We start from the raw sequence: 21,691 nt of genomic DNA on the forward strand, positions 1-21,691 counted from the left end.
AGGTTCCCCTTCTGCAAAGCGGGTGATGCGGGGGTCAGTTTTCCGAAGGCGGCTCTTTTTCCAGATCGAGCAGCTTTTCCTTGCGCTCCGGTCCCCAGTGATAGCCGCCAATGCTGCCCGATTTCGGCAGAATGCGGTGGCAGGGAATGGCCAGCGCCACAGGGTTCATGGCGCAGGCGCGGGCAACGGCGCGCTGGCTTTGAGGCAGGCCGATGGCAGCGGCGATCTGGCCATAGGTCGCCGTTTTTCCGGTGGGCACGGCGCGCAGGGCCGCCCAGACTTTCGCTTGAAAGGCCGTGGCCTTGATGTCGAGCGGCAGCTCGGGCCAGGCCTCCAGCCCTTCCGCATAACGGGTGAGCGCATCCGCCCATGTCCCGAGAGTGTCGGCCTCGCTTTTCTTTGCCGCTTTTTCCGCGTTCAAAAGCGCGGCGTTGGAGAATTCCTCGGCGAGGCTTGCCGCGAGTTTCTTTTCACTCTCGCCGAAGCGCACGGTGCAGAGCCCTTTTGCGGTGCCTGCGATCAGCAGGGTTCCGAGCGCGGTTTTGCGGCAGGTCCAGAAGATCGTCTGCCCTTCACCCTTCTTGCCGTAATCGGCGGGGCGCATGCCGAGTGCGGCGGATTCTTTTTCATAAAAGCGGCTGGAGGAACCGTATCCGGCTTCGTAGATGGCGCGGGTGACGGAATGGCCGGCGCGCGATGCCTTGCGGAATCGCTCGAGCTTCATGGCGCCGCCATATTGTTTCGGTGTGACACCCAAGGTTTTGCGGAACAGCTTTTGCGCATGACCTTCGGAAAGCCCGGCGGCTTTTGCAAGAGCGCCGAGAGAGGGCGTTTCTTCTGCTTCCTCGAAAAGCGCGCACATGGCGCGGACTTTTTTCCAGCTTCCTTCGCCGGCGAAGGGCGCGCTCGGTTTGCAGCGCAGGCAGGCGCGCAGGCCCGCTTTTTCGGCAGCGGCGGGGGTGGGGAAGAAGCGGATATTTTCCAGCTTCGGTGTGCGGGCCGGGCAGGAGGGTTTGCAGTAAATGCCGGTGGTGAGGACACCGGTATAAAAGAGCCCGTCATAGCTTCCGTCGCGCTGCTCTATGGCGCGGTAGAAAAGCTGGCGGATGTCTTCCTCTCCGGGCAGGTTTCCGGCTTGCCGCGTGTCCGCTGCTCTCAGTGCTGTTTTGGCGCCGTGCATTCGTCTCTCCTGCTGGGGGCTCACCCCTTTCCATTATGAGCCTAAGCGGGGACAAGAAAAAACCGGAACCGGTGCTCAAACACTCCGGTTCCGGTTTTCAATGTTCCGGCGGGCAAAAGACCCGGATATCCGCGCTTACTCGGCGCGGGCCGCCTCGCGCTGGGCCTGCACTTGCTCTTTCATGGAATCGCGCATGGCCTTTTGCAGTTTTTCAAAGGCGCGCACCTCGATCTGGCGCACACGCTCGCGGCTGATGCCATATTCCTGGCTCAGTTCCTCCAGCGTTGCCGGCTCGTCCTTCAGCCGGCGCTCGGTGAGGATGTGCATTTCGCGCTCGTTGAGGCTCTGCATCGCCATTTGCAGCATGGAGCGGCGCTGTTCCAGCTCTTCACTGTCGCCAAGGCGCACTTCCTGGTCGGCTTCCTCGTCCACGAGCCAGTCCTGCCACTCGCCCGACTGTTCGCCGTCCTGGCGCAAAGGCGCGTTCAGGGAATTGTCGGGGCCAGCAAGGCGCCGGTTCATGGAGATGACGTCATCCGTCGTCACGCCGAGCCGGTCGGCAATGGTCGTCACGGTTTCCGGGTTCAGATCGCCTTCCTCGAAGGCTTTGAGCTGGCCTTTCATTTTGCGCAGATTGAAGAACAGCTTCTTTTGTGCCGCCGTGGTGCCGATTTTCACCAGCGACCAAGAGCGCAGGATATATTCCTGAATGGAGGCGCGGATCCACCACATCGCATAGGTGGAAAGGCGGAAGCCCTTTTCCGGGTCGAAGCGTTTGACCGCCTGCATGAGGCCGACATTGCCCTCCGAGATCACCTCGGCGGTGGGCAGGCCGTAGCCGCGGTAGCCCATGGCGATTTTCGCCACGAGGCGCAGATGGCTCGTGACCAGCTTATGCGCGGCCTCCGAATCGTCATGCTCCTTCCAGCGCTTGGCGAGCATGTATTCTTCCTGCGGCTCGAGCATGGGAAATTTGCGGATCTCCTGCAGATAGCGGGAGAGCGAGCCTTCGGGCGTCAGCGATGGAATCGATTTCGTCGCCATGGAGCCCCCTCGTTTGGCTGATCGGTAAAAGCGGCGGCGTCGCCCGGTCAGGGCAACAGCGCCGTCTGGCGTCAGGCCTATATAAGCAGCCTGTCACCGGATAAAAGGGTTTGTATTTTTAATTCTATAGCAATTCTAAACTGGCTTAAAGGGCCTTGACGCCCCAGCGTTAGGTTTGCCTTAGGGCAGCCTCAAGGGCGGCAAGGTCCGCAGGAAGCGGGCTTTCGAAGAGCATTTGCTCGCCCGTTACCGGGTGTTCAAAGCCCAGTTCACAGGCGTGCAGCGCCTGGCGGCCAAGGGCGGCAAGGCAGGCCTGGGCGTCCGGGCTCAGCTTCACCTTGCGGGTGGCATGGCTGCCGCCATAGATGGGATCGCCGAGCAGCGGGTGCCCCTTATGGGTCAAATGCACGCGGATCTGGTGGGTGCGGCCGGTTTCAAGACGGCAGACGAGGCGGCTTACCAGCGCCTCCGGCTCGCCATAGCTTTCGGCAACTTGAAAATGCGTGATCGCCTCGCGCCCGTCCTTGCGTACGGCCATTTTGCGCCGGTTCTGGGCGGAGCGGCCGAGGGGCGCGTCGATCGTGCCGCGGAACGTGCCGGGCTTGCCCCAGACAAAGGCGATATAGGCGCGTGAGAGGCGCCCGTCGCGCCCATGGGCGGCGAATTGGGCCTGCAGGGCCTTCAGCGCCCCTTCTGTCTTGGCGACGACGAGAAGGCCGCTCGTGTCCTTGTCGATGCGGTGAACGATGCCGGGGCGTATTTCCCCGCCTATGCCGGTAAAGCCATCCGGGCAATGGGCAAGCAGCGCGTTGACGAGCGTCATGTCCGGATTGCCGGGAGCGGGGTGGACGACGAGCCCGGCAGGCTTGTCGATGACGATGAGCGTCTCGTCCTCATAAACGATCGTGAGCGGGATGTCCTGGGCTTGCGGCTCGGCGGGGGCGGGCGGCGGCAGGGTGACGGTGAAGGCCGCGCCCGGTTTTACCTTGGCCGATGGCTCGATGATCATGCCGCTCGTTCCGCCCGCCGCTTCCCTGACCTGACCTGTTTCGATGAGCACGCGGATGCGCGAGCGGCTCGGCGGCTCGGGCAGATGCGCCAGCCGGTCGGTCAAAAGTTTGTCCAGCCGGACGCCTTTGTCGTCTTCTTCCACGCAGATGGTTATGGTGGTGCCGCCCGATGCGGCATCAGGCGCGGGCGGGGAAGAAGAACCGGGTGAAGAATCGTGAGAGGACATCATGCCTGACAATATCCCTGAAGGGAGTGAGATGGAAACGAATGAAGCAGAAAGCGCAGGCGCGGCCGAAGCGGGCCGCTCGGCGCTGTCCACCCGGCAGATGGTGCAGCTTGCCATCGTCATTGCCATGGGTCTGGTACTGCTGCTCGGTTTTGTTTTCGTCGTCGTCGTTATGGCGCTGCGCGCCTCGAAAAGCGATGAAGAAGACCCGCGCGGCCTTGCCCGCGAGGACACCGGCGAGATCGCCGCGCCGCGCGCCGATGAGGGGCCGGCAGAAGAGGCGGGCCCGGATGGCCGCATTCATCTGAAAGCCGGCGAGCGGCTTCTCTCGCTTGGCGGGGATGAGGAACGGCTGGTGCTTTATCTTCATACCGATAAGGGCGAGGAAATCCGCGTAGTCGATGCGAAGACCGGCACGGTGGTCCGCCAGATCGAGGTGATCCGCGGCACGCGCTGAGCGCCACGCGATTCGAATAGATCCGGGACGGGAAACCGGGTGCGCGCTCCGGCAGGCGGTATTTGCCGTTCAGGCAAAAAGAAACCGCCTGCGCGGGGGGAGGAGGAGGAGAGCGCAGGCGGTTCTTTTTTCGAAGCCCTTAGCCAGGGAGGAGGTTGGCTGCCGGGCTTGGTGAGCTTTTTATCGGCCATTTCTGACATCCTGTCAATTCCAATTTTTTGCATTGCAGCACATTGTTTAATTCTTTAAGCGCTGGTTAACACTTTGTAACTGCAGAGGTTTTCCTGTTTTCTTCCATATGACGCAGGGTCAAGTTGTGCGCTGCTCCGCTCTGCGCCCAAATGACGCAAGCAAAATCGGCGGAAAACTGCGGCCGCTTTTTTGCCGATTTCGGAGACGGGCTTTTGGCGCTCCTGGCGCGCTTTCTTTCGGGCCGGAGATGCAGCGGGATTGCCGGGCGCATTTTCCCCGCTATGCTCATGGCGGGTGGTCGTGAAACAGCCTGAGGCAGGGGCTGGTTTTGCGCGGGAGGAATGAGCGTGAGCATGGTGATGGGACAGGCTGGGGGACAGACCGGGGGACAGGCCGGGGGACAGGCAAGAGAACGGGCATCCGGGGCACCGCTTTCAATGGATTCGCCTTGGCGCTGGCTGGCGCTTGGTTGGCGGGACATGTGGGCCGTGCCGGGCATCAGCCTGACTTATGGACTGGTCTTTTTCGGTGTCTCGGCGGCGATCGTCGCCGGACTTGCCGTGCTCAGCTGGAGCGCGGTGGCGCTGGCCATGGCGGCGGGGTTCATGCTGGTCGGCCCGATGCTGGCCGTCGGCCTTTACGAGGCAAGCCGCCGGCTTGAAGCGGGCGAACCGCTGCATTTGCGCGATATCTTTTTCGTCGCCACGAAATCCCCCTCGCAGCTTGCCCTCTTGGGCGGCGCGCTGATGCTGGTGCTGCTTATCTGGATGCGCCTTGCCACGCTGCTTTTTGCGCTCTTTTTCGGCGGCGAAGGCTTTCCGCCGCTTTCCAATTTCCTGCAAACATTGTTCTTCACCAGCCACGGGCTCGGCCTGATGGTTGTGGGCACGGCGGTCGGTGCGGTGCTTGCCGCTTTCGTGTTCGCGATCTCGGCAATTTCCGTTCCCATGCTGATGGAGCGGGATATGGATGCGGTGAGTGCCATGGGCGAAAGCGCGCTGGCCGTGTTGCGCCACCCCAAAGAGCTTTTGCTTTGGGCCTGGCTCATTGCCGTCATCATGGCAGCCGGCCTTGCCACTTTGCTGGTGGGGATGATTATCGCCTTCCCGCTGATCGGCCATGCGACCTGGCATGCCTACCGGGATATCACCGCGCAGAAAAACTAGCGGCGTCTTCTATTTTTCTTTGGGCTCTTCGGGCGCCTCTTCGTTGTCATCTTCGAAGAGAATGCGCTCGGCCGCCCCGTCGAGATCGTCATATTGGCCGGTCTTGAGCGACCAGAGAAAGGCGACAAGTCCCAGAAGGCCGAGGCCGAGAGCGATGGGGATGAGGAAGAGCAGCGCTTCCATGGCTCAGCGTTCCTGAAAGCGGGTCAGGTTGAGCCTGAGCGCATTGCCGATCACCGAGAGCGAAGAAGCGGACATCGCCACGGCTGCGATGAGCGGCGTCACGAAACCCATCACGGCGAGCGGGATGGCCACAGCGTTGTAAGCGAAGGAAAGGCCGAAATTCTGCAACACGAGGCGGCGGGAAATGCGCGCAATGCGTACCGCCTCGAGAACCGGGGCAAGTTTCTGGCCCTGGAAAATGAAATCCGCCGCCGTTTGGGAAATATCAGCCGCGCTGGCCGGCGACATGGAAACGTAAGCCGCTTTCAGGCAGGGCGCATCGTTCAGCCCGTCCCCGATCATCAGCACACGTTTGCCGTCCGCTTCCGCTGCCTTCAGCGCCGCGATCTTTTGCTGGGGCGTGCACTCGCCCTGCCAGTCGGTGATGGCAAGGCGCTTTGCGGTGGCGGCAACGATTTCCTCTCTGTCGCCGGAAAGCAATTTGACAGGCAGGCCGCGCGCCTGCAGCGCATGGACAATCGCCTCGGCATCGGGGCGCAGGCGGTCGGTGAACAGGAAACGGCAAGGCGCGCCGTGGCCTGACAGCCAGAATTCGGAGGCATTTGTGCTGTGCGCGGGCTGCGCATTTTCCGCTTCGGCCAAGCCTTCCAGCGCGAAGGCTTTTTTGCCGAGACGGATTTCCTGCCCCCGCCAAGTGGCGGAGAGACCGAGGCCGGGATGTTCTTGCAGATCGCTTATCTCGGCAAGTGGCATGCCCGCGGCAGCGCGCGTCATGGCTTCGGAGAGCGGGTGCTTGGAGCGGGCGGCAAGCGCGCCGGCGAGCGACAGGTCGGCGTCCAAAATTTCTTCGCGGTTGCAAAGCTCGGGCTTGCCTTCGGTCAGCGTGCCGGTCTTGTCGAAAAACACGGTGTCGATATCGGCGAGTTTTTCCAGCCCGTCGGAAGATTTGACGAGAATGCCGCGCTGGAGAAGGCGGCCCGTCGCCACGACCTGCACGATGGGCACGGCAAGGGCAAGGGCGCAGGGACAGGTGATGATGAGCACGGCGACGGCGTTAATGAGCCCTGTCTGCCAGCCTGCGCCAAGCGCCAGCCAGAGAAGCAGTGTGGCGGCGGCGAGCGCGTGCACGGCGGGCGCATAATAGCGCGAGACACGGTCGGCAAGGCGCACATAGCCCGCGCGGCCCTGCTCGGCCGCTTCCATCAGACGCACGATTTCGGCAAGCAGGGTTTCATCGTTGCGCGCGGTGACGCGCACGGTAAGCGCGGCGCCGAGGTTCATCGTGCCGGCGAAAACCTTCGTGCCGGGAGCCGCCGTTTCCGGCACCGTCTCGCCGGTGACGAGCGATTTGTCGATATCGCTCACACCTTCCAGCACCACCCCGTCGGCGGGAAGGCGCATGCCGCTTGCCACGGATATTTTCATCCCCGGATCGAGCCTATCCACGGGCACGGCGCTGATGGTGCCGTCCGGCATGATGACGTTGGCCGCAACGGCCCGCAGCGCCAAAAGGTTCTGCGCCACCGAGCAGGCTTTGCTGCGCGCTTTGACATCGAGATAGCGCCCGATCAGCAAGAAGAAGAGGAGGCTGACGCTCGCATCGAAATAGGCGTGCTCGGCATGGGTGATGGTTTGAACGAGGCTCATGCCCGCCGAAAGAATGACGGCGAGGGAAATCGGCACATCCATATTGGTGTGCCCGGCTCTCAAGGCCTTGAAGGCGGATTTGAAAAAGGGCTGGCCCGCATAGGCCACGGCGGGCAGAGCGATCAGCGCCGAGATCCAGTGAAAAAGCGCGCGCGTTTCCACTTCCATGTCGCTGACAAGGCCGGACCAGACGGAGACGGAAAGCAGCATGACATTGGCGGCTGCAAAACCGGCGACGCCCGTGGCGCGCAAAAGATCACGGCCCTGTTCCTCATCGAGCGCGCCCATGATTTGCGGGTCGTAGGGCACGGCTTCAAAGCCGAGCTCGCTCAGCTTTTCGGTGATGGGGGGAATATGCGCGCGGCGCTGCCAGCGCACGGCGACGCGTTTGGTGGAAAGATTGGCGCGCACATAGGTAATGCCGTCGAGCGCGCCGAGGCCCTTTTCGATTTTGTTCATGCAGCCGGCGCAATGCATGCCGTCGACGATCAGGTCGAGCTCGGCCTCGTCTTCCCCATGGGGGCGTACATAATGATCGGCAAGGGCCTGAGCCATGGCGTTACTGCGCTTTCGCCTCGTCCGTTCCGGCGGGAGATGCGCTCTCTGCCGTCAGGAACACTCTTTTTTCTTCGGCATATAGAAGCTCGCCCTGCCGGCGGGCCGAAACATCGAGCAGCCAATTGCCGGGGGCGGGCAGCGTCAGAACAGCTTCATACGTGCCGGGGCGGGTTTCAACCGCCGAAAGCGCTTGGTCCTTACCTTCGGCAACCGGGCGGCGCAGCGCCAGCGAGAGATCGAGCCCGCTGACGGGCGCGCCGTTTCTGTCCTGCATGGTCAAAAGAAATGTCGTGTCGAGGGCGCCAGCCACGCTGTGGCTGATATCGAGCGACCAGCCGCGCTCTTCCTGCGCCTTGGCCGCGGCCAGCACGTCGTTATAGGCGCGGCCTCTTTTGTAAGCGTTCTCGGTTTCCACTCCGTCGAAGGTGGAAAGGGCGTAATAGGACATGATGATGTTGGCGCCGATGACGACGAAAAAGAAAGCGCCGAGATAGAGCAGAAACTTGCGGCCCGTGAGGACGCCCGCCCAGGTGGCCGGTTTGAAATCCGGATGCTGGCTCATTTTTGCGGTCCTCTGAAAACCGTGGCGTTTTCTACGGCTTCGCCGGTGCGCAGATTTTCGACGGTGAAGGCGAATTCGGCTTCCCCGTCGTCCAGGCGGCCGAGCGCGTCCACCGGCAGAATGACATACATTTTGATGGATTTCAGGCTGTCGGCCTCCGCCGCCACGATTTGCGGGCCCTGGGTGTCGCGGCCCTGGACGGTCAAGACGCCCTCGGGCAGGCCTTCGATGGCGACACGGAAATCGGCCGCTTCATGGTCCATATTCAGGATCTTGACCTGATAACCGTTGCGGATGCTGCCATCGGAGAGCTGGACGAAAAGCGGGTTGCGGTCGCGCAGCACATTCACCTCGAGTTGGGCGCGGGTGGCGAAGGTGTTGACCATGATGGCGGTGACCAGCAGCAAAAGGCCGGAATAGATGACGGTGCGCGGACGGATGAGGCGCACTTTTTCCTTCATCCCGAGGCGGCGGGCTTCCTTGTTGGCCGGCGTATCGTAGCCGATCAGGTTCCGCGGGCGCTCCACCTTGTCCATGATCTCATTGCAGGCATCGATGCAAAGCGCGCATTGGATGCACTCAAGCTGCATGCCGTCGCGAATGTCGATACCCATGGGACAGGCGGCAACGCATTGGCCGCAATCGATGCAATCCCCGCGCCCGTCCCAGCTCGTGCCCTTTTTGTGCGGGCCGCGCGGTTCGCCCCGGTCGGGTTTATAGGAGACGAGTAGGGAATCATCGTCGAACATGGCGCCCTGAATGCGCGGCCAGGGGCACATGTAAGTGCAGACCTGTTCGCGGGCGATGCCGCCCAGCAGATAGGTCGTGCCGGTGAAAAGGCCGATAAAGATATAAGCGATGAGCGGCGCCTCGAGCGTGACGAGATCGCTTGCAAGCGTGGGGGCATCGGCGAAATAGAAGACCCAGGCCCCGCCCGTGGCAATGGCGATGAGGAGCCAGACAATGTGCTTGCCGGTCTTGCGGGCAAGTTTGCCCAGCGACCAGGGGCTTTTGTCGAGGCGGATGCGCGCTGCGCGCTCGCCTTCGAAGAGCCGCTCCACATAAATGAAGAGGTCCGTCCAGACGGTTTGCGGGCAGGTATAACCGCACCAGACACGCCCGGCGAGGGAGGTGACGAGGAAGAGCAGCAGCGATGCCAGAATGAGCAGGCCCGTCAGGTAATAGATTTCCTGCGGCCAGATTTCGATGAAGAAGAAATAGAAACGCCGCGCGGGCAGGTCGAGCAGCACCGCCTGGTCGGGCGCGTTCGGTCCCCGGTCCCAGCGCAGCCAGGGCGTGATGTAATAGATGGCGAGTGTGATGGCCATGACGGCCCATTTCAGCCGCCGGAAGGTGCCGTGCACGAGCTTCGGGTAGACTTTGACGCGGCTGGCGAAAAGCGGCCGGTTCTGCTCGGCGTTGACCGCCGTGATCGTTTCACCGTCCGTACCATGGGCAGCGTCAAAATCGGCGGCCTGGCGGGCAAGGCCAGCCAGTTTGTCGGCAGGGGAGGCATTCAAGACATCGCTCGCCATAAAACTCTCCGGGTGGCAAGAATGGACCTTCTCTTGCTCTTATAAAGAGGGCTGAAAGGTGAACGATCCGGCGATTTGACGCTGCGCCATTTTGTCACCAGCGAAAGTTCGCCTTTCTGCCGTCTTTAAAAGAGCAAGGCCCCGCCCTTCAGGGCAGGGCCTTGCCGGATCGTCTTATCCGCTTGCGCGGGGCCTTATTGGCCGCCGCCCAGCGTATGCACGTAAAGCGTCAGTTCCTTGATCTCCGCATCCGTCAGACGCCCGCCCCAGGCCGGCATCACGCCCGCCCGTGCCTTGGCGATGCTTTCGTAAATGTCGGAGCGGTTGCCGCCATAAAGCCAGATGGCATCGGTCAGGTTGGGCGCGCCCAGTTCCTGATTGCCTGCGCCGCTCTCGCCGTGGCAGGCGGCGCATTGCTGGGCGAAAATTTCAGCGCCCGCCTCGGCACCTTCGGTCATCTCGCCCTGGCCGGAAATGGCTAAGACGTAATCGGTGACATTACCCACTTCCTCGCGGCTTAGAATACCGTCGGTGAGGAAGCGCGGCATCATGTTGAAGCGGGTGTCATCGTCCAGCTCCCAACGGATGCCGTGGGTGATCGTGGTCTGGATGGCCTCGAGCGTGCCGCCCCAAATCCAGTTGTCGTCATTGAGGTTGGGATAGCCCTTGAAGCCTTGGGCGCCCGAACCGTGGCAGGGTGCGCAATTGTCACCGAAAAGCGCCTTGCCGCCGGCAACGGCCAGTTCCATCAATTCCGGGTTTGCCTGAATTTTGGAAATATCCGTCGCTGCAATGGCCTGCATGTAATCGGCACGGCCTTCTTCGATGGCGGCCAGTTCTTCCGTCACGGCGCCGCGCTGGCTGTAGCCCAGAACGCCTTCCAGCGCCGTCCATTCGCCGTTCCAGAAGACGGGCCAGGACGGCATGAAAACGAAATAGGCAAGCGACCAGACGATGGTGGCATAGAAAGTGTAGACCCACCATTTGGGCAGCGGATTGTTAAGTTCGCGGATGTCGTCCCACTCGTGACCCGTGGTTTCGACGCCGGTGATTTCGTCTTTATGCGGGGTGCTCATTTCTTCTCTTCCCCATTCTCTTCATCGTTGAGGGGCTCTTCATCGTTCAGAGGCAGGCGGGAGGCTTTTTCGAACTTCTTCTTGTTGGACGGCCAGAAAGCGTAAGCGATCGCGCCGATGAACAAGACGAAGAGGAAAACGAGACCCCAGGTGCCGGCAAAATGCGAAAAATCTTCATAGGTCACTGGCACCTCCTATTGCTGTTCGAAGACGGCGTCTTCGTAAGCGCTGAAATCGACGAGCGTGCCGAGCATTTGCAGATAGGCGATGAGCGCATCGAGCTCGGTGATCTCGTTCGGATTGCCGTCGAAATCGCGCACCACGGCCTTGGCATAGCGTTCCTGCAGCCCGTCATAATCGGAGTCGGGGTTGGCTTGCGCTTCAAGGTCGGCCCGGGCATTGGCGATCTGCTCGTCGCTATAGGCCTGGCTGATCGTCAGGCGCATGGCTTTCAGATCGTTCTCGATGTCGCGGTATTCGAGCGGCGTTTCGGCAAGGAAGCCGTAGCCGGGCATGATGGATTCGGGCACCACCGCACGCGGGTTTTGCATATGAATGCGGTGCCATTCGTCCGAATATTTGCCGCCGACACGGGCAAGGTCGGGCCCTGTCCGCTTCGAGCCCCATTGGAAGGGGTGGTCGTATTTACTTTCCGCGGCCAGCGAATAATGCCCGTAGCGTTCCACTTCCGAGCGCAGCGAGCGCACCATCTGGCTGTGGCAGGTGTAGCACCCTTCACGGATATAGATGTTGCGGCCCTTGAGCTCGAGCGGGGTATAGGGGCGCACGCCCTCCACATCCTCGATCGTGGTGTTGATGAGGAAGGTGGGGACGATTTCGACGATACCGCCGATCGCCACCGTGATCAGGGTAAGCACGAGAAGAAGGATCGAATTCTTCTCGATGGTTTCATGCTTGAATCTAGCCATCGTGAGAGCCTCCTTACTCGGCCGGTGTTGCGATGATCTGGCCGGAGCCTGCGGGTGCTGCGTCTAGCTTTTCGCCCTGGCGCACATCGCCGCGGATGGTCCGGTAGACGTTGTAGACCATGATCAGCGCGCCAAGCAGGAACAGCACGCCGCCCAGCCCACGGATGATGTAGAAGGGATGCATCGCTTCCACGGTTTCCACGAAGGAATATTCGAGGAGGCCGAGGTCGTTATACGCCCGCCACATCAGGCCCTGCATGATGCCGGAGACCCACATGGAGGTGATGTAGAGCACGATCCCGAGCGTCGCGACCCAGAAGTGCCAGGAGACGAGGGCAAGGGAGTAAAGCTCCTTGCGCCGCCAAAGCCAGGGCACGAGGCAGTAGATCGCGCCGAAGGAAACGAAGCCCACCCAGCCGAGCGCGCCGGAATGCACATGGCCGATCGTCCAGTCCGTGTAATGGCTGAGCGAGTTCACCGCCTTGATGGACATGACCGGGCCTTCGAAGGTGGACATGCCGTAGAAGGCGATGGAGACGACAAGCATGCGGATGACAGGATCGGTGCGCAGCTTGTCCCAGGCGCCGGACAGCGTCATCAGACCGTTGATCATGCCGCCCCAGGACGGCATCCAGAGCATGATGGAGAAGGTCATGCCGAGGGTCTGCGCCCAGTCGGGCAGCGCGGTGAAGTGAAGGTGGTGCGGACCTGCCCAGATATAAAGGAAGATCAGCGCCCAGAAGTGGATGATCGACAGACGGTAGGAATAAACCGGCCGCTCGGCGCGCTTCGGCACGAAGTAATACATCATGCCGAGGAAGCCGGCGGTCAGGAAGAAGCCCACCGCATTATGGCCGTACCACCACTGAATGAGCGCGTCCTGCACGCCGCCGAAGAACGTGTAGCTCTTGACGGAAAGCAGCGAGACCGGGATCGACAGGTTATTGCCGATATGCAGCATCGCGATGGTGACGATGAAAGCGAGGTAGAACCAGTTGGCCACATAAATGTGGGGCTCGCGCCGTTTGGCAAGCGTCACGAGGAAGACCAAAAGATAGACGACCCAGACGATGGTCAGCCAGAGGTCCACATACCATTCGGGCTCCGCATATTCCTTAGACTGGGTGACGCCCATCAGGTAGCCCGTGGCGGCCAGCACGATGAAGAGCTGGTAGCCCCAGAAGACGAACCAGGGGGCGATGTCGCCGGCAAGGCGCGTCTTGCAGGTGCGCTGCACGGCATAAAAAGATGTCGCGATCAGCGCGTTGCCGCCGAAAGCGAAAATCACCGCCGAGGTGTGCAGCGGACGCAGCCGGCCGAAGGACAGCCAGGAAACGTCGAAATTGAGCACCGGAAAGGCGAGCTGGAAGGCGATGAGCACGCCGACGGCAAAGCCGGCAATACCCCAGAAGAGCGTCGCGATGACGCCGGCGCGGATGACGCCGTCGCTATATTGCACGCCGTCCTGGGCCTGCGGGGCGGGGCCGCGCTCCAGCGCATCGAAATGACGCTTGCCCAGCGCAAAGAGCCCGAAAACGAAGAACAGCAGGAAGAAGGTCGCATGGGTGGCCATCGCCGCTTCATGCGTTTTTGCTGCGATATAAATGCTTAGGAACGCGCCCAGTACAAATGCGGCGCCGACGCCCAGCGTCGCCGCGCCGAATGTGCCCGCGCCTGCTTCTTTGGAAGCCGCCATCGGAATCTCCTGAATATTGCCTCTGCGGCTTCTTTTAGGGCGGGGCAGAGAGGCACGCTTTGGCATAGATCAAGTGGAAGGGCGGCTGGCGCCGGTTCTCTCCCCTCGACTTGCGTATGTGCCCCTCCGGCAACGATATCTGCCACCCCCAGAAGTCGCATCCATCAGATCGTCTTGTCGGTCTTTATCAATGACCGGGCAACGCGACACGGGCGCACAGTCCTTACGCAAAATGCCGCACCTCAGGAAGGATGCGGCATTTGTTTTAGCGTGGCAACAGATGGTGAGTTGCAAAAGGCGCCAGACGAAAGAGAGCTGTGGCTACGTTCTATTAATGCTTAAGCGATGGGTGAGCCTTCTTGCAGCGCCTTGATGCGGTCTTCGAGATTCTGTTCGAGCGAGGCGGGCGTGTGAGGGCTGTGCTCTTCCTCTTCGCTTTCGTCCTGCCGGTCGCCGAATTCTTCTTTCACGCCGTCGGAGAAGGAGAGAAGCGATTCTCTGATTTCTTCATATTCCTCGCTGGAAAGGGCGGCGGTGTTTTCTCCCTCCGCCGCCTTCTCGGCATGGCGCGCGCTTGCAATGCCGGCAGACGCGGCGGCGCCTGCCGCTGGAACGACATTCGCCCAGGCGGGCGGCTGCGCTTTGATCGGCGCGGGGCGTTCTTCCCTTGCTTTGGGCGCTTCGGGTTCGGCAGGGCGGGCCGCGGTTTGCGGGCGGCTGTGAGGCCGGGCAGAAGCGGGGGCTTCTTCGGGCTCCTGCAGAAGCGCAGCAAGTTTGCGGGCGCTTTCGGCGACATCGCGCGCTTGGCGTCCGGTTTCCTTGCGCCGGGCTTCGGCTTCCTTGAGCGCGATTTCAAGAGAGGCGATGCGGGCGCGCTGTTCGGCAAGCTCCGCATTGGCCGCTTCATGGTCGGCTCTGGCGCCTGCAAGCGCTTCCTGCAGCCCGCTCACTTCACGGGTGAGGGCCGCATTTTCTTCGGCCTGGTGGGTGCCGATCTTCCGGTTGCGGGAGGAAAGGGCAGCGATTTCGGAGGTTTTGGCGGCCAGTTCTTCCTCCAGCGCGCTGACTTGTGCTTGTAAGGCGCCGATACGGGCCGAGGGGCCGCCTTCCGTCTCGCCTTCTTCACCGGGCTCGCCCGCCGCAAGCCGCTTTGTCGTTGCGGCCACGGCGCGGCGCCAGATGAACTGCGCGCTCATGATGGCAAAGAGGGTCGCCAGGAAAAATCCCAGGGCGAAGATCATCAGCCCTTCAATCATATCTTTTCCCCTCTCCCTCGTTTTTACCGCTGCTTCAGAAGGGCAGCCACTCACGCTCGCGCGTATATTTCAAATATCCGACATTCGCCCCGAGGCGCAGGCCGACGCCTGCCCGGATGGGTGCGAGGACAATATCGCCCCGCTGCTGATAGTTCACGCCAACGCCGCCGACATAGTAGGCACTGCCTTCCACGCCAGGGAACCGCTGGTAGATCTGCCCGGTGTCAGGCAAGTTATAGACCAACGTGAAGACTTTCGACGCATTGCCGCCGAAATCCCAGCCGGCGGAGGGCCCCTGCCAGAAGACTTCGGTGCGCGGGCCGTCCTTCATGACCAGCTGCCCGGAGCCGTAGCGTAGGCCGACGCCGATGGCGCCGCTGCCTTCCTGCCCGGCTATATAGGCATTGGGTTCACCATATTCAGCGAAGACCGCGTGGATAACTTCGGCGAGCCCCTCGGCGGTTTCCCCCAGGAAATTGCTGGCGGCTTGGAAAACCTCGTCCTCGGAAAAGGTCTTGCCTTCATTGCGGCTTTCGACGTTGGGGGCGGGCTCGTTCGGCGCTGCGGCTTTGGCCGCAGGCGCGGCAAGGGCGGCGATCCCCAGCGTTCCGAGGCTCAGCATCCCCAAGACGGCAAATGTTTTCAAACGCGGCATTCCACTATCCTTTTCTGCAAGGCCCCCCGGAAATTGCCTTCGCGATTTTCCTGGAGGCGGGTGCGCTACCCGTTCTGAAACCCGGCACTGTGCCGTATTCGCACACATCCTCGCCCGGTAAAACGGCAAAATAACGAAAGCGAGCCGTTTTTGTGCCTGCGAAACATGGCAGCAACGGGGCCAGCTGGTTTCTGGGGGAAAATCCTGAAATTTGCGCTTTTTGCCTATTTTTTGGCCCATATGGCCGCCATCTTCAGAAGGAGCGCGGGGTCAGCTGCCCGCGGCACCTTGTGGGGGACAAATTGAGCCTGGATAAAGACGATACCGGTCCATCGCAGGCGGCCTTAGCCTCCGGACCTGCGGGCGGGAAACGGCGCGGGCGCAGAAAAGGGCGCCGGCTTGCCCTGTTCATCCTTCTGCTTCTGGCGGTGCTTGGGGCCGGGCTTTTCTGGAGCTGGCAGAACCGGGCCGGCCTGCTGGAAGCCTTTGCCCGCGATTATCTGGCCGGGCAGGGGGTGGAGGATTTTTCTTTCAAGGTCGAGGAGGCGGGTTTCGGCGGCGTCGATATCGCTGCCTTGCGCATCGGCCCGGCGGAAAATCCCACTTTCAGCGCCGAGCGGGTGCGCGTGCGTATTACCTCGCTTTTTGCCGGCATGGCCGGGCTTTCCGGCATCGAGGTCGTTTCTCCTTACTTGCGTCTTTCATATGACGAAGAAAACGGGATCGGCTTCGGCGCGCTTGCGCCCTTTCTTGACGGGGGCGGGGAAGGTGAAACGCAAGGGGGAATGGGGCTCCTGCCGCCGTTCTTTTTTAAAAATGCGGTCTTCGAGGCGCAAACGCCGCTCGGCGATGCAAGGCTCGGGGCGAGCGGCGATGTGCGCTGGCAGGACGGCACGCTGTCCCTTGCGTTGGAAGACTGCGCGCAGCTCGAACTGCCGCCGGGGCTTGCATGGGAAGGTGTGCCTTATGCCGCGCGGGTCCGGGCGCTGCAGCTTTGCCCCGGTGAGGGCGGCGCGTTTGTCTTTTCACCCGGCACCGGCGCGGGCGAGGCGTCTTTGACGCTTCCTTCTTTTCCCTTTGAAGTGCACCGGGAAGGCGCGCGCCGGGCTTTCGCCAAAGGGCAGATGCCGGCGCTTGAAGTGAAGGTCGAAAACGGCGCGGAGGGGGCCCGCCTTGCGTGGCGCGCTAAGGGCGGGCAGATCGCGCTCATTGATTATGCGCTGGCTTTAAGCGGGATCGAGATGGAGGGGAAGGCATCGCTTGCAGCCGGGGCCGGTGAGCGCGCGCTGACGTCTGCCTTCACGCTTTCCAGTCTTGCGGTGAAAGACAGCGCGCCCGTTCACCGCTTCGCGCCCTTGCAGCTCTCAGGGCAAGGCATGGTGGAAAAAGATACGCTCACCTGGACCGGCATGGTGAAAAGCGCGGCAGGTGCGCCGCAGCGGCGGCTTGAAACGCGGCTGAGCGCCCGGCACGATTTTTCAAACGAGCGCGGCGGGCTCACGCTTACTCTGCCGCTTACGACATTCGCGCCGAGGCAGCTTGAGCTGGCGCGCCTCGTGCCGCTTCTCAGGGGGCATATCACGCGGGCGGCAGGAGAGCTTTCCGGCGAGGCGCGGCTTTTCTGGCAGGGCGGCACGCTCACGAGCAAAGGCGAGGCGGCGCTGCGCGGGTTCGGATTTTCGACGGCCGCCGCGCGGATCGAAGGGATCGATGGCACCGTCGCGCTGGCCTCGCTCATGCCGCCTGTGACGGCCGGGCCGCAGCGGCTTGAGGTGGGGCGCCTTTCCGCCGGGATCGAGCTTCTGGACGGGCAGGTGCAATTCGAGCTCGAGCCTTCAGGCGCGGTTCAGGTTCAAGAAGCATCATGGCCTTTTGCAGGCGGTACGATTTCGCTTGATGAAGGCACGATCGAGCCGGCCGCCCCGTCGCAGGAATTCACGCTGCGCGTGCGCCAGGTGGCGCTGGATAAGTTGCTGGATCTTCTGGCGCTCGACGGGGCAAGCGGCACGGGCCGGGTAAGCGGCTATGTGCCGGTCGTTATCGAGGAGGGCAAGGTGCTCGTCAAAGAAGGCAAGCTCAAAGCGGAAGGCGAAGGCGTTCTTGCCTATAATGGGCCTGCGGGCGAAGCGCAGACCGGCGGGCAGAGCGATCTCGTTTTCCAGGCGCTGAAGAATTTTCATTACAAGGGGCTTGAGATGACACTGAACGGCAATGCGCTCGACAGGCTGACACTCGGTCTTTTCATCGAAGGGGCGAACCCGGACCTTTATGACGGCTACCCCTTCAAAATAAACATCCGCACCGAAGCGGCGTTTGCCGAACTTCTGCAGCGTGGTACGGTGGGCTTTAGAGCCTTGGATGTCATTCGCGAGCAAGGAACGCCTGCGCCATGAAGACAGCTATCCTCCGTTACTCTTCTTTTGGCGCTTTTCTGGGCGCTTTGGCGCTGGCGCTCGGCGCCTGTCAGCCCACGGTGAAAATCGAGGCGCCGGACAAGCCCATCGAAATCAATCTCAACGTCAAGATCGAGCAGGAAGTGCGCGTGAAAGTGGACCGCGAACTCGACGATCTGCTGGCCCAGAACCCGGAGATTTTCTGATGCGTGATTTCTCAAGAGCCCGCGCCCGCACGCTTGCCGCCGAGCGGCCCGCGAGCCAGCCGCGCCGCCGCTTTCTCACCGCGCTTTTTTTCGGGGCGTTGACGCTGATGGTGGCGGGGCTGACGCTGCCTGCATTGGCCGACAGTCTCGACGGCGCCAAAGCGCGCGGGGAAGTGGGCGAGAAGCGCAACGGCTATGTGGGGATCGTGGTTTCCGCGCCCTCCGCCGATCTTGTGCGCCTGGTGGACGACATCAATCTGCGCCGGCGCGATGCCTACCGCTCGATTGCGGAAAAAACCCCCGGCTCGACGCTGGCTGCCGTGGAGCAGCTTGCGGGCGCCAAGCTGATCGGCAATGCCGCCTCCGGCACTTATGTGGAAGATGCCTCGGGCAATTGGGTGAAGAAGCCTTGAGGCTTTCCTGATCTTCTCATTCCGGTCCCGGCACTCTCGGTCCGAGCCTGTGCCAAATGGGCACAGAGGCGCCGGTCCTGTCCCTTGCAGGCACGGGGCAGGCGGAGCGCCTTCTCTCCCCTATGTCTGTTTTTCGCCGAATCACGCGCATTGCGCGTGATCTGCGGCGCGGCACGGGCATTGCACTTTGTTGAGGGCCGGGCCTCATGTCCTTGTCCTCGCGCATATGGCGCCCGGCAGCCCGAAGACGTGACGTTTGGGGGGCGTCTTCGGCATCATTTCCACTCGCCCGGCTTGCCGGCGCTCGAGTGGGGCTGGCGCGGGGTTGGACCGAACGGGGGCTTGGTCCGGCCTCGCCGCCAGCCACTTTCCAGCCGCCCTATTGCCTCGGAGATTTGCTGTCTTTCGCAGCGCCACCTCTTCGCAACAATGAGAGGCAATCGCAGCGGCCTGATTGCGCCTCTGCTTTGTGGCGCGCTTCGGCGCTTTCTGCGTCATATCGTCTTGTGAGGCGGCGGTAATTCAACAGCCCATTGCCGTGGATTCATCTTCGCACTAAGCTGAGGCTGACCTTTTTTCTGGAGGCTGGCTTTTGAGGTCGGCAAAAGCTTGATGAAAACAGACAGCAATGGATTGCCATCGGTCCAGCAGCTCAATGGCACGTTTGAAATTGCCAATCCGTGCGCTGCTTGCGACGTACGCACGCGCGCGGTTTGCGCAGCGCTCAGCAATGCGGAGTTGACGGAGCTTTCCCAGCACTCGCGCCACAAAGATCTTTCAGCTGGCGATACGGTCTTCTTCGAGGGGGATCCGGCCGAAGCTTATTATGTGGTGATGGACGGCGCGCTGAAGCTCTACAAGCTGCTTGCCGATGGACGCCGGCAAATCACCGGCTTTCTTTTCAAGGGCGATTTTGTCGGCTTGGCATTTCACACCGATCACATCTTTACCGCCGAAGCGCTGAAAAGCTCGAAGCTGTGTCAATTGCCGAAACAGAAATTCGAAAACGTGGCCGATCATGCGCCGCAGCTTGGCCACCGGCTGTTGACGCTGGCTTCTGCCGGCATCGCCTCGGCGCAAGAGCAGATGCTGCTGCTCGGCCGCAAGACGGCGGCAGAACGTCTTGCGTCCTTCCTGCTTTGGCTGTCGACCGTGCAGGGACGTGAGGCGGCCAAGCCGCTTGACCGGATTTCCGTACCGATGAGCCGGGCGGATATGGGTGATTATCTGGGCCTGACGGTGGAAACCGTGAGCCGCACGGTGACGAAGTTCAAAACCAGCGGTCTTATCCGGCTCTGCGATCACAACGAGATCGAGATTTGCGACCGCGAGACGCTGTCCTCCATCGCCGATGGCGAGGATCTGAGCTAACGCCCTAACGGCCCTTCCAGGTTTTGGCGACGAAGTAGGGGTTATCCATGCCCCGCTCGGTTTTGCCGTAGCGCAGCGGCGTGCCGTCAAGCTCCGTGACGCTGCCGCCTGCTGCGGACAGCACCGCATGGCCCGCCGCCGTGTCCCATTCCATCGTGCGGCCATGGCGGGGATAAATATCGGCTTCACCTGCCGCCAGCAGACAGAATTTCAGTGATGAGCCGGCGGTGATGAAGCTGGTGACATTGTAATGGTCGAGATACTCGTCCGTTTTCTGGTCGCGGTGGGAGCGGCTGGCAACGGCGACCATGCCGGTTTCGGGAACCGCGCGCACTTTGATGCGGCGCGGCGGCGGCGCCTTGCTCAGATCGCCTGCCGTATTCGCTTCCACGTCCTGCTCATAGGCTTGTGCGGGGCCGCAGGCATAAAAGAGGCGCTGCTTGGCGGGCGCATAGACCACGCCGCAGGTCGGCTCACCCTTCTCGATGAGGGCGATATTGACCGTGAATTCGCCGTTCTTGTTGATGAACTCGCGGGTCCCGTCGAGCGGGTCCACCAGAAAGAACACGTCCCCGAAAACCGGGATGTGACCGGCAGCGGCCGCTTCTTCGGAGACGACGGGAATGTCGGGGGCAAGCTCGGCGAGGCCCTTCAGGATCAGCGCTTCGGCATCCTGATCGGCGGCGGTGACGGGCGAGTCGTCTTGCTTTTGCGTGACGTCCACCGGCCCGCCTTCATAATGACGCATAATGTCCGCCCCGGCGGCCACGGCGATGCGGCACAGGCCGGCGCTCAAGGAAGGGTAATCTATGCTCATATCTTTTCTGGCTGAGGTTGGGCGGCGGTGGCGCTGCATTCGAAACTGGCCGGAGAACACCACCCCAGCCGGGCAAGGTCAAGCAGGAAGGGCCCGGGCGCGGGGGAGGGGGGCTATATCCCGCCCGGGTTTGGCCCGTGTAAGCTGAAGGCTGGCAAGGCGGGGCAGGGGGTGTTAATCACAATCTTGCAGACCCTGGGAGAAGCGAATCATGGCCGATAATTACGAAATCGAAGCTCTCGAACTGGCGGCGCTTTTATGCTCGCGCGTCTGCCATGACGTCATCAGCCCGGTGGGCGCCATCGCCAACGGCCTTGAAGTGCTGGATGACGATGAAGACGACGATGCGGAAATGCGCGGCCACGCCATGGATCTGATCCGCCAGAGCGCGCGCCAGGCTTCCGCGAAATTGCAATTCGCGCGGCTGGCGTTCGGCGCGGCGGGGTCTGCCGGGGCCCATCTGGAGCTCACCGATGCACGCGATGTGGCACTTGGCTATGCGCAAAGCGAGAAGGCCGAGGTGACGTGGGAAGCACCGGTTGCCACGATCGGCAAGGACTATGTGAAGCTGCTGCTGAACATGATCGTCATTGCGCTTGCCTCCATCCCGCGCGGCGGCACGATTTCCGTCAAGGTGGACGGGGTGCCGGACACACCGAGCTTTTCGCTGCGGGCCAGCGGCAAGGCTGCGCGCATTCCTTTGGAGACGGAAAAATATCTCGGCGGCGTGCGTCCGGAAGACGTGCTCGACGCGCGCGGGGTACAGCCTTATTTTACCGGCCTTGTCGCCCGCAGCCTTGATATGGAGCTCGATGCGGCGATGACGGGTGAGGACTTCACTTTTACGGCGAAACAGGCGCGTTAGGCCTTTACCTTCGCTTAACCGGTTTTCTGAGTGACCCGGAACCCTTTGTTTTTCGGGCTTTTCAGCGGCATGTGTCCCGGCGGCGCGTGCCGTTTTTCTATGCCCGATTTCAGAGCTTTTTAACGAGTTTCCCCAACAATCGAATGCAATCCGGTCCAGTGCCTTCCATCCCGTGAGGCAGGGACCCAACCACAGCACGCCCGCATGCAAGCCTTTATGGCTGGCCATGGGGCGCGCAATGCGAGAGTGCCGA

At 61.9% G+C, this 21,691-nt stretch carries 21 protein-coding genes; 7 read left to right on the forward strand and 14 right to left on the reverse strand.

Annotated elements, in window-relative coordinates; genetic code table 11:
* Positions 1 to 34: 34 nt before the first annotated feature.
* The 3 genes from M2A_RS14730 to M2A_RS14740 form a co-directional block, all read right to left on the reverse strand.
* Positions 35 to 1,180, reverse strand: a complete 1,146-nt coding sequence (locus M2A_RS14730; protein ID WP_052379528.1) for a bifunctional transcriptional activator/DNA repair enzyme AdaA — start codon at positions 1,178 to 1,180, stop codon at positions 35 to 37.
* A 135-nt stretch (positions 1,181 to 1,315) separates the two neighbouring features.
* On the reverse strand, positions 1,316 to 2,224 hold the full coding sequence (rpoH, locus tag M2A_RS14735; protein ID WP_045449046.1) for an RNA polymerase sigma factor RpoH: 909 nt from the start codon (positions 2,222 to 2,224) through the stop codon (positions 1,316 to 1,318).
* A gap of 169 nt (positions 2,225 to 2,393) precedes the next feature.
* Positions 2,394 to 3,464, reverse strand: a complete 1,071-nt coding sequence (locus M2A_RS14740; RefSeq protein WP_244444468.1) for an RluA family pseudouridine synthase — start codon at positions 3,462 to 3,464, stop codon at positions 2,394 to 2,396.
* On the opposite strand from M2A_RS14740, the gene M2A_RS14745 reads away from it, so the two are divergent.
* Together M2A_RS14745 and M2A_RS14750 are read left to right on the forward strand one after the other, a co-directional pair.
* Positions 3,463 to 3,918: a hypothetical protein gene (locus M2A_RS14745; protein WP_147446304.1), complete on the forward strand. Its 456-nt coding sequence runs from the start codon at positions 3,463 to 3,465 to the stop codon at positions 3,916 to 3,918. The genes M2A_RS14740 and M2A_RS14745 overlap by 2 nt on opposite strands.
* Positions 3,919 to 4,547: 629 nt before the next feature.
* A complete protein-coding gene (locus tag M2A_RS14750) occupies positions 4,548 to 5,276 on the forward strand; it encodes a DUF2189 domain-containing protein (protein ID WP_052379529.1) in 729 nt (242 codons plus the stop codon).
* Between the two features lie 9 nt (positions 5,277 to 5,285).
* On the opposite strand, the gene ccoS is transcribed toward M2A_RS14750, so the two are convergent.
* The 10 genes from ccoS to M2A_RS14795 all read right to left on the reverse strand — a co-directional run bounded on the left by ccoS (position 5,286) and on the right by M2A_RS14795 (position 15,373).
* Positions 5,286 to 5,459 (reverse strand): cbb3-type cytochrome oxidase assembly protein CcoS, encoded by a 174-nt coding sequence (ccoS, locus tag M2A_RS17855; RefSeq protein ID WP_081875657.1) that lies wholly within the window; start codon positions 5,457 to 5,459, stop codon positions 5,286 to 5,288.
* Positions 5,460 to 5,462: 3 nt separating this feature from the next.
* Entirely contained in the window at positions 5,463 to 7,661 is a 2,199-nt protein-coding gene (locus M2A_RS14755; protein ID WP_081875658.1) for a heavy metal translocating P-type ATPase, read from the reverse strand.
* A 4-nt stretch (positions 7,662 to 7,665) separates the two neighbouring features.
* Positions 7,666 to 8,226, reverse strand: coding sequence for a FixH family protein (locus M2A_RS14760; protein WP_045449053.1), 561 nt, complete (start codon positions 8,224 to 8,226; stop codon positions 7,666 to 7,668).
* Positions 8,223 to 9,761: a cytochrome c oxidase accessory protein CcoG gene (gene ccoG, locus M2A_RS14765; RefSeq protein ID WP_081875659.1), complete on the reverse strand. Its 1,539-nt coding sequence runs from the start codon at positions 9,759 to 9,761 to the stop codon at positions 8,223 to 8,225. The genes M2A_RS14760 and ccoG overlap by 4 nt, the downstream gene beginning before the upstream one ends.
* A 194-nt stretch (positions 9,762 to 9,955) precedes the next feature.
* Positions 9,956 to 10,837 carry a cytochrome-c oxidase, cbb3-type subunit III gene (gene ccoP / locus M2A_RS14770; RefSeq protein ID WP_045449055.1) on the reverse strand — a complete coding sequence of 294 codons (882 nt, stop codon included), beginning with the start codon at positions 10,835 to 10,837 and terminating at the stop codon, positions 9,956 to 9,958.
* Positions 10,834 to 11,022: a cbb3-type cytochrome c oxidase subunit 3 gene (locus tag M2A_RS14775; protein WP_045449056.1), complete on the reverse strand. Its 189-nt coding sequence runs from the start codon at positions 11,020 to 11,022 to the stop codon at positions 10,834 to 10,836. The genes ccoP and M2A_RS14775 overlap by 4 nt, the downstream gene beginning before the upstream one ends.
* A gap of 9 nt (positions 11,023 to 11,031) precedes the next feature.
* Positions 11,032 to 11,766 (reverse strand): cytochrome-c oxidase, cbb3-type subunit II, encoded by a 735-nt coding sequence (ccoO, locus tag M2A_RS14780; RefSeq protein ID WP_045449059.1) that lies wholly within the window; start codon positions 11,764 to 11,766, stop codon positions 11,032 to 11,034.
* A 13-nt stretch (positions 11,767 to 11,779) separates the two neighbouring features.
* Positions 11,780 to 13,462, reverse strand: a complete 1,683-nt coding sequence (gene ccoN / locus M2A_RS14785) for a cytochrome-c oxidase, cbb3-type subunit I (protein WP_045449061.1) — start codon at positions 13,460 to 13,462, stop codon at positions 11,780 to 11,782.
* A 338-nt stretch (positions 13,463 to 13,800) separates the two neighbouring features.
* Positions 13,801 to 14,718 (reverse strand): hypothetical protein, encoded by a 918-nt coding sequence (locus tag M2A_RS14790; RefSeq protein ID WP_045449062.1) that lies wholly within the window; start codon positions 14,716 to 14,718, stop codon positions 13,801 to 13,803.
* 34 nt (positions 14,719 to 14,752) lie between these two features.
* Positions 14,753 to 15,373, reverse strand: a complete 621-nt coding sequence (locus M2A_RS14795) for a DUF1134 domain-containing protein (protein WP_045449065.1) — start codon at positions 15,371 to 15,373, stop codon at positions 14,753 to 14,755.
* A 302-nt stretch (positions 15,374 to 15,675) separates the two neighbouring features.
* Here M2A_RS14795 and M2A_RS14800 point away from each other — a divergent pair, with 302 nt between their 5' ends.
* The 4 genes from M2A_RS14800 (at position 15,676) to M2A_RS14815 (ending at position 19,756) form a co-directional block, all read left to right on the forward strand.
* Positions 15,676 to 17,766, forward strand: a complete 2,091-nt coding sequence (locus tag M2A_RS14800) for an intermembrane phospholipid transport protein YdbH family protein (RefSeq protein ID WP_156101781.1) — start codon at positions 15,676 to 15,678, stop codon at positions 17,764 to 17,766.
* Positions 17,763 to 17,972, forward strand: a complete 210-nt coding sequence (locus M2A_RS14805; RefSeq protein WP_045449068.1) for a YnbE family lipoprotein — start codon at positions 17,763 to 17,765, stop codon at positions 17,970 to 17,972. Before M2A_RS14800 ends, M2A_RS14805 begins: the two co-directional genes overlap by 4 nt.
* On the forward strand, positions 17,972 to 18,385 hold the full coding sequence (locus M2A_RS14810) for a YdbL family probable chaperone protein (RefSeq protein WP_081875660.1): 414 nt from the start codon (positions 17,972 to 17,974) through the stop codon (positions 18,383 to 18,385). The genes M2A_RS14805 and M2A_RS14810 overlap by 1 nt, the downstream gene beginning before the upstream one ends.
* Before the next feature lie 612 nt (positions 18,386 to 18,997).
* A complete protein-coding gene (locus M2A_RS14815; RefSeq protein ID WP_081875661.1) occupies positions 18,998 to 19,756 on the forward strand; it encodes a cyclic nucleotide-binding domain-containing protein in 759 nt (252 codons plus the stop codon).
* A 4-nt stretch (positions 19,757 to 19,760) separates the two neighbouring features.
* Here M2A_RS14815 and cysQ read toward each other — a convergent pair whose 3' ends face one another.
* Positions 19,761 to 20,573: a 3'(2'),5'-bisphosphate nucleotidase CysQ gene (cysQ, locus tag M2A_RS14820; RefSeq protein ID WP_045449069.1), complete on the reverse strand. Its 813-nt coding sequence runs from the start codon at positions 20,571 to 20,573 to the stop codon at positions 19,761 to 19,763.
* 211 nt (positions 20,574 to 20,784) lie between these two features.
* On the opposite strand from cysQ, the gene chpT reads away from it, so the two are divergent.
* A complete protein-coding gene (gene chpT / locus M2A_RS14825; RefSeq protein ID WP_045449071.1) occupies positions 20,785 to 21,438 on the forward strand; it encodes a histidine phosphotransferase ChpT in 654 nt (217 codons plus the stop codon).
* Positions 21,439 to 21,691 lie beyond the last annotated feature (253 nt).

It is taken from the genome of Tepidicaulis marinus (assembly GCF_000739695.1).
Lineage (GTDB): Bacteria > Pseudomonadota > Alphaproteobacteria > Parvibaculales > Parvibaculaceae > Tepidicaulis > Tepidicaulis marinus.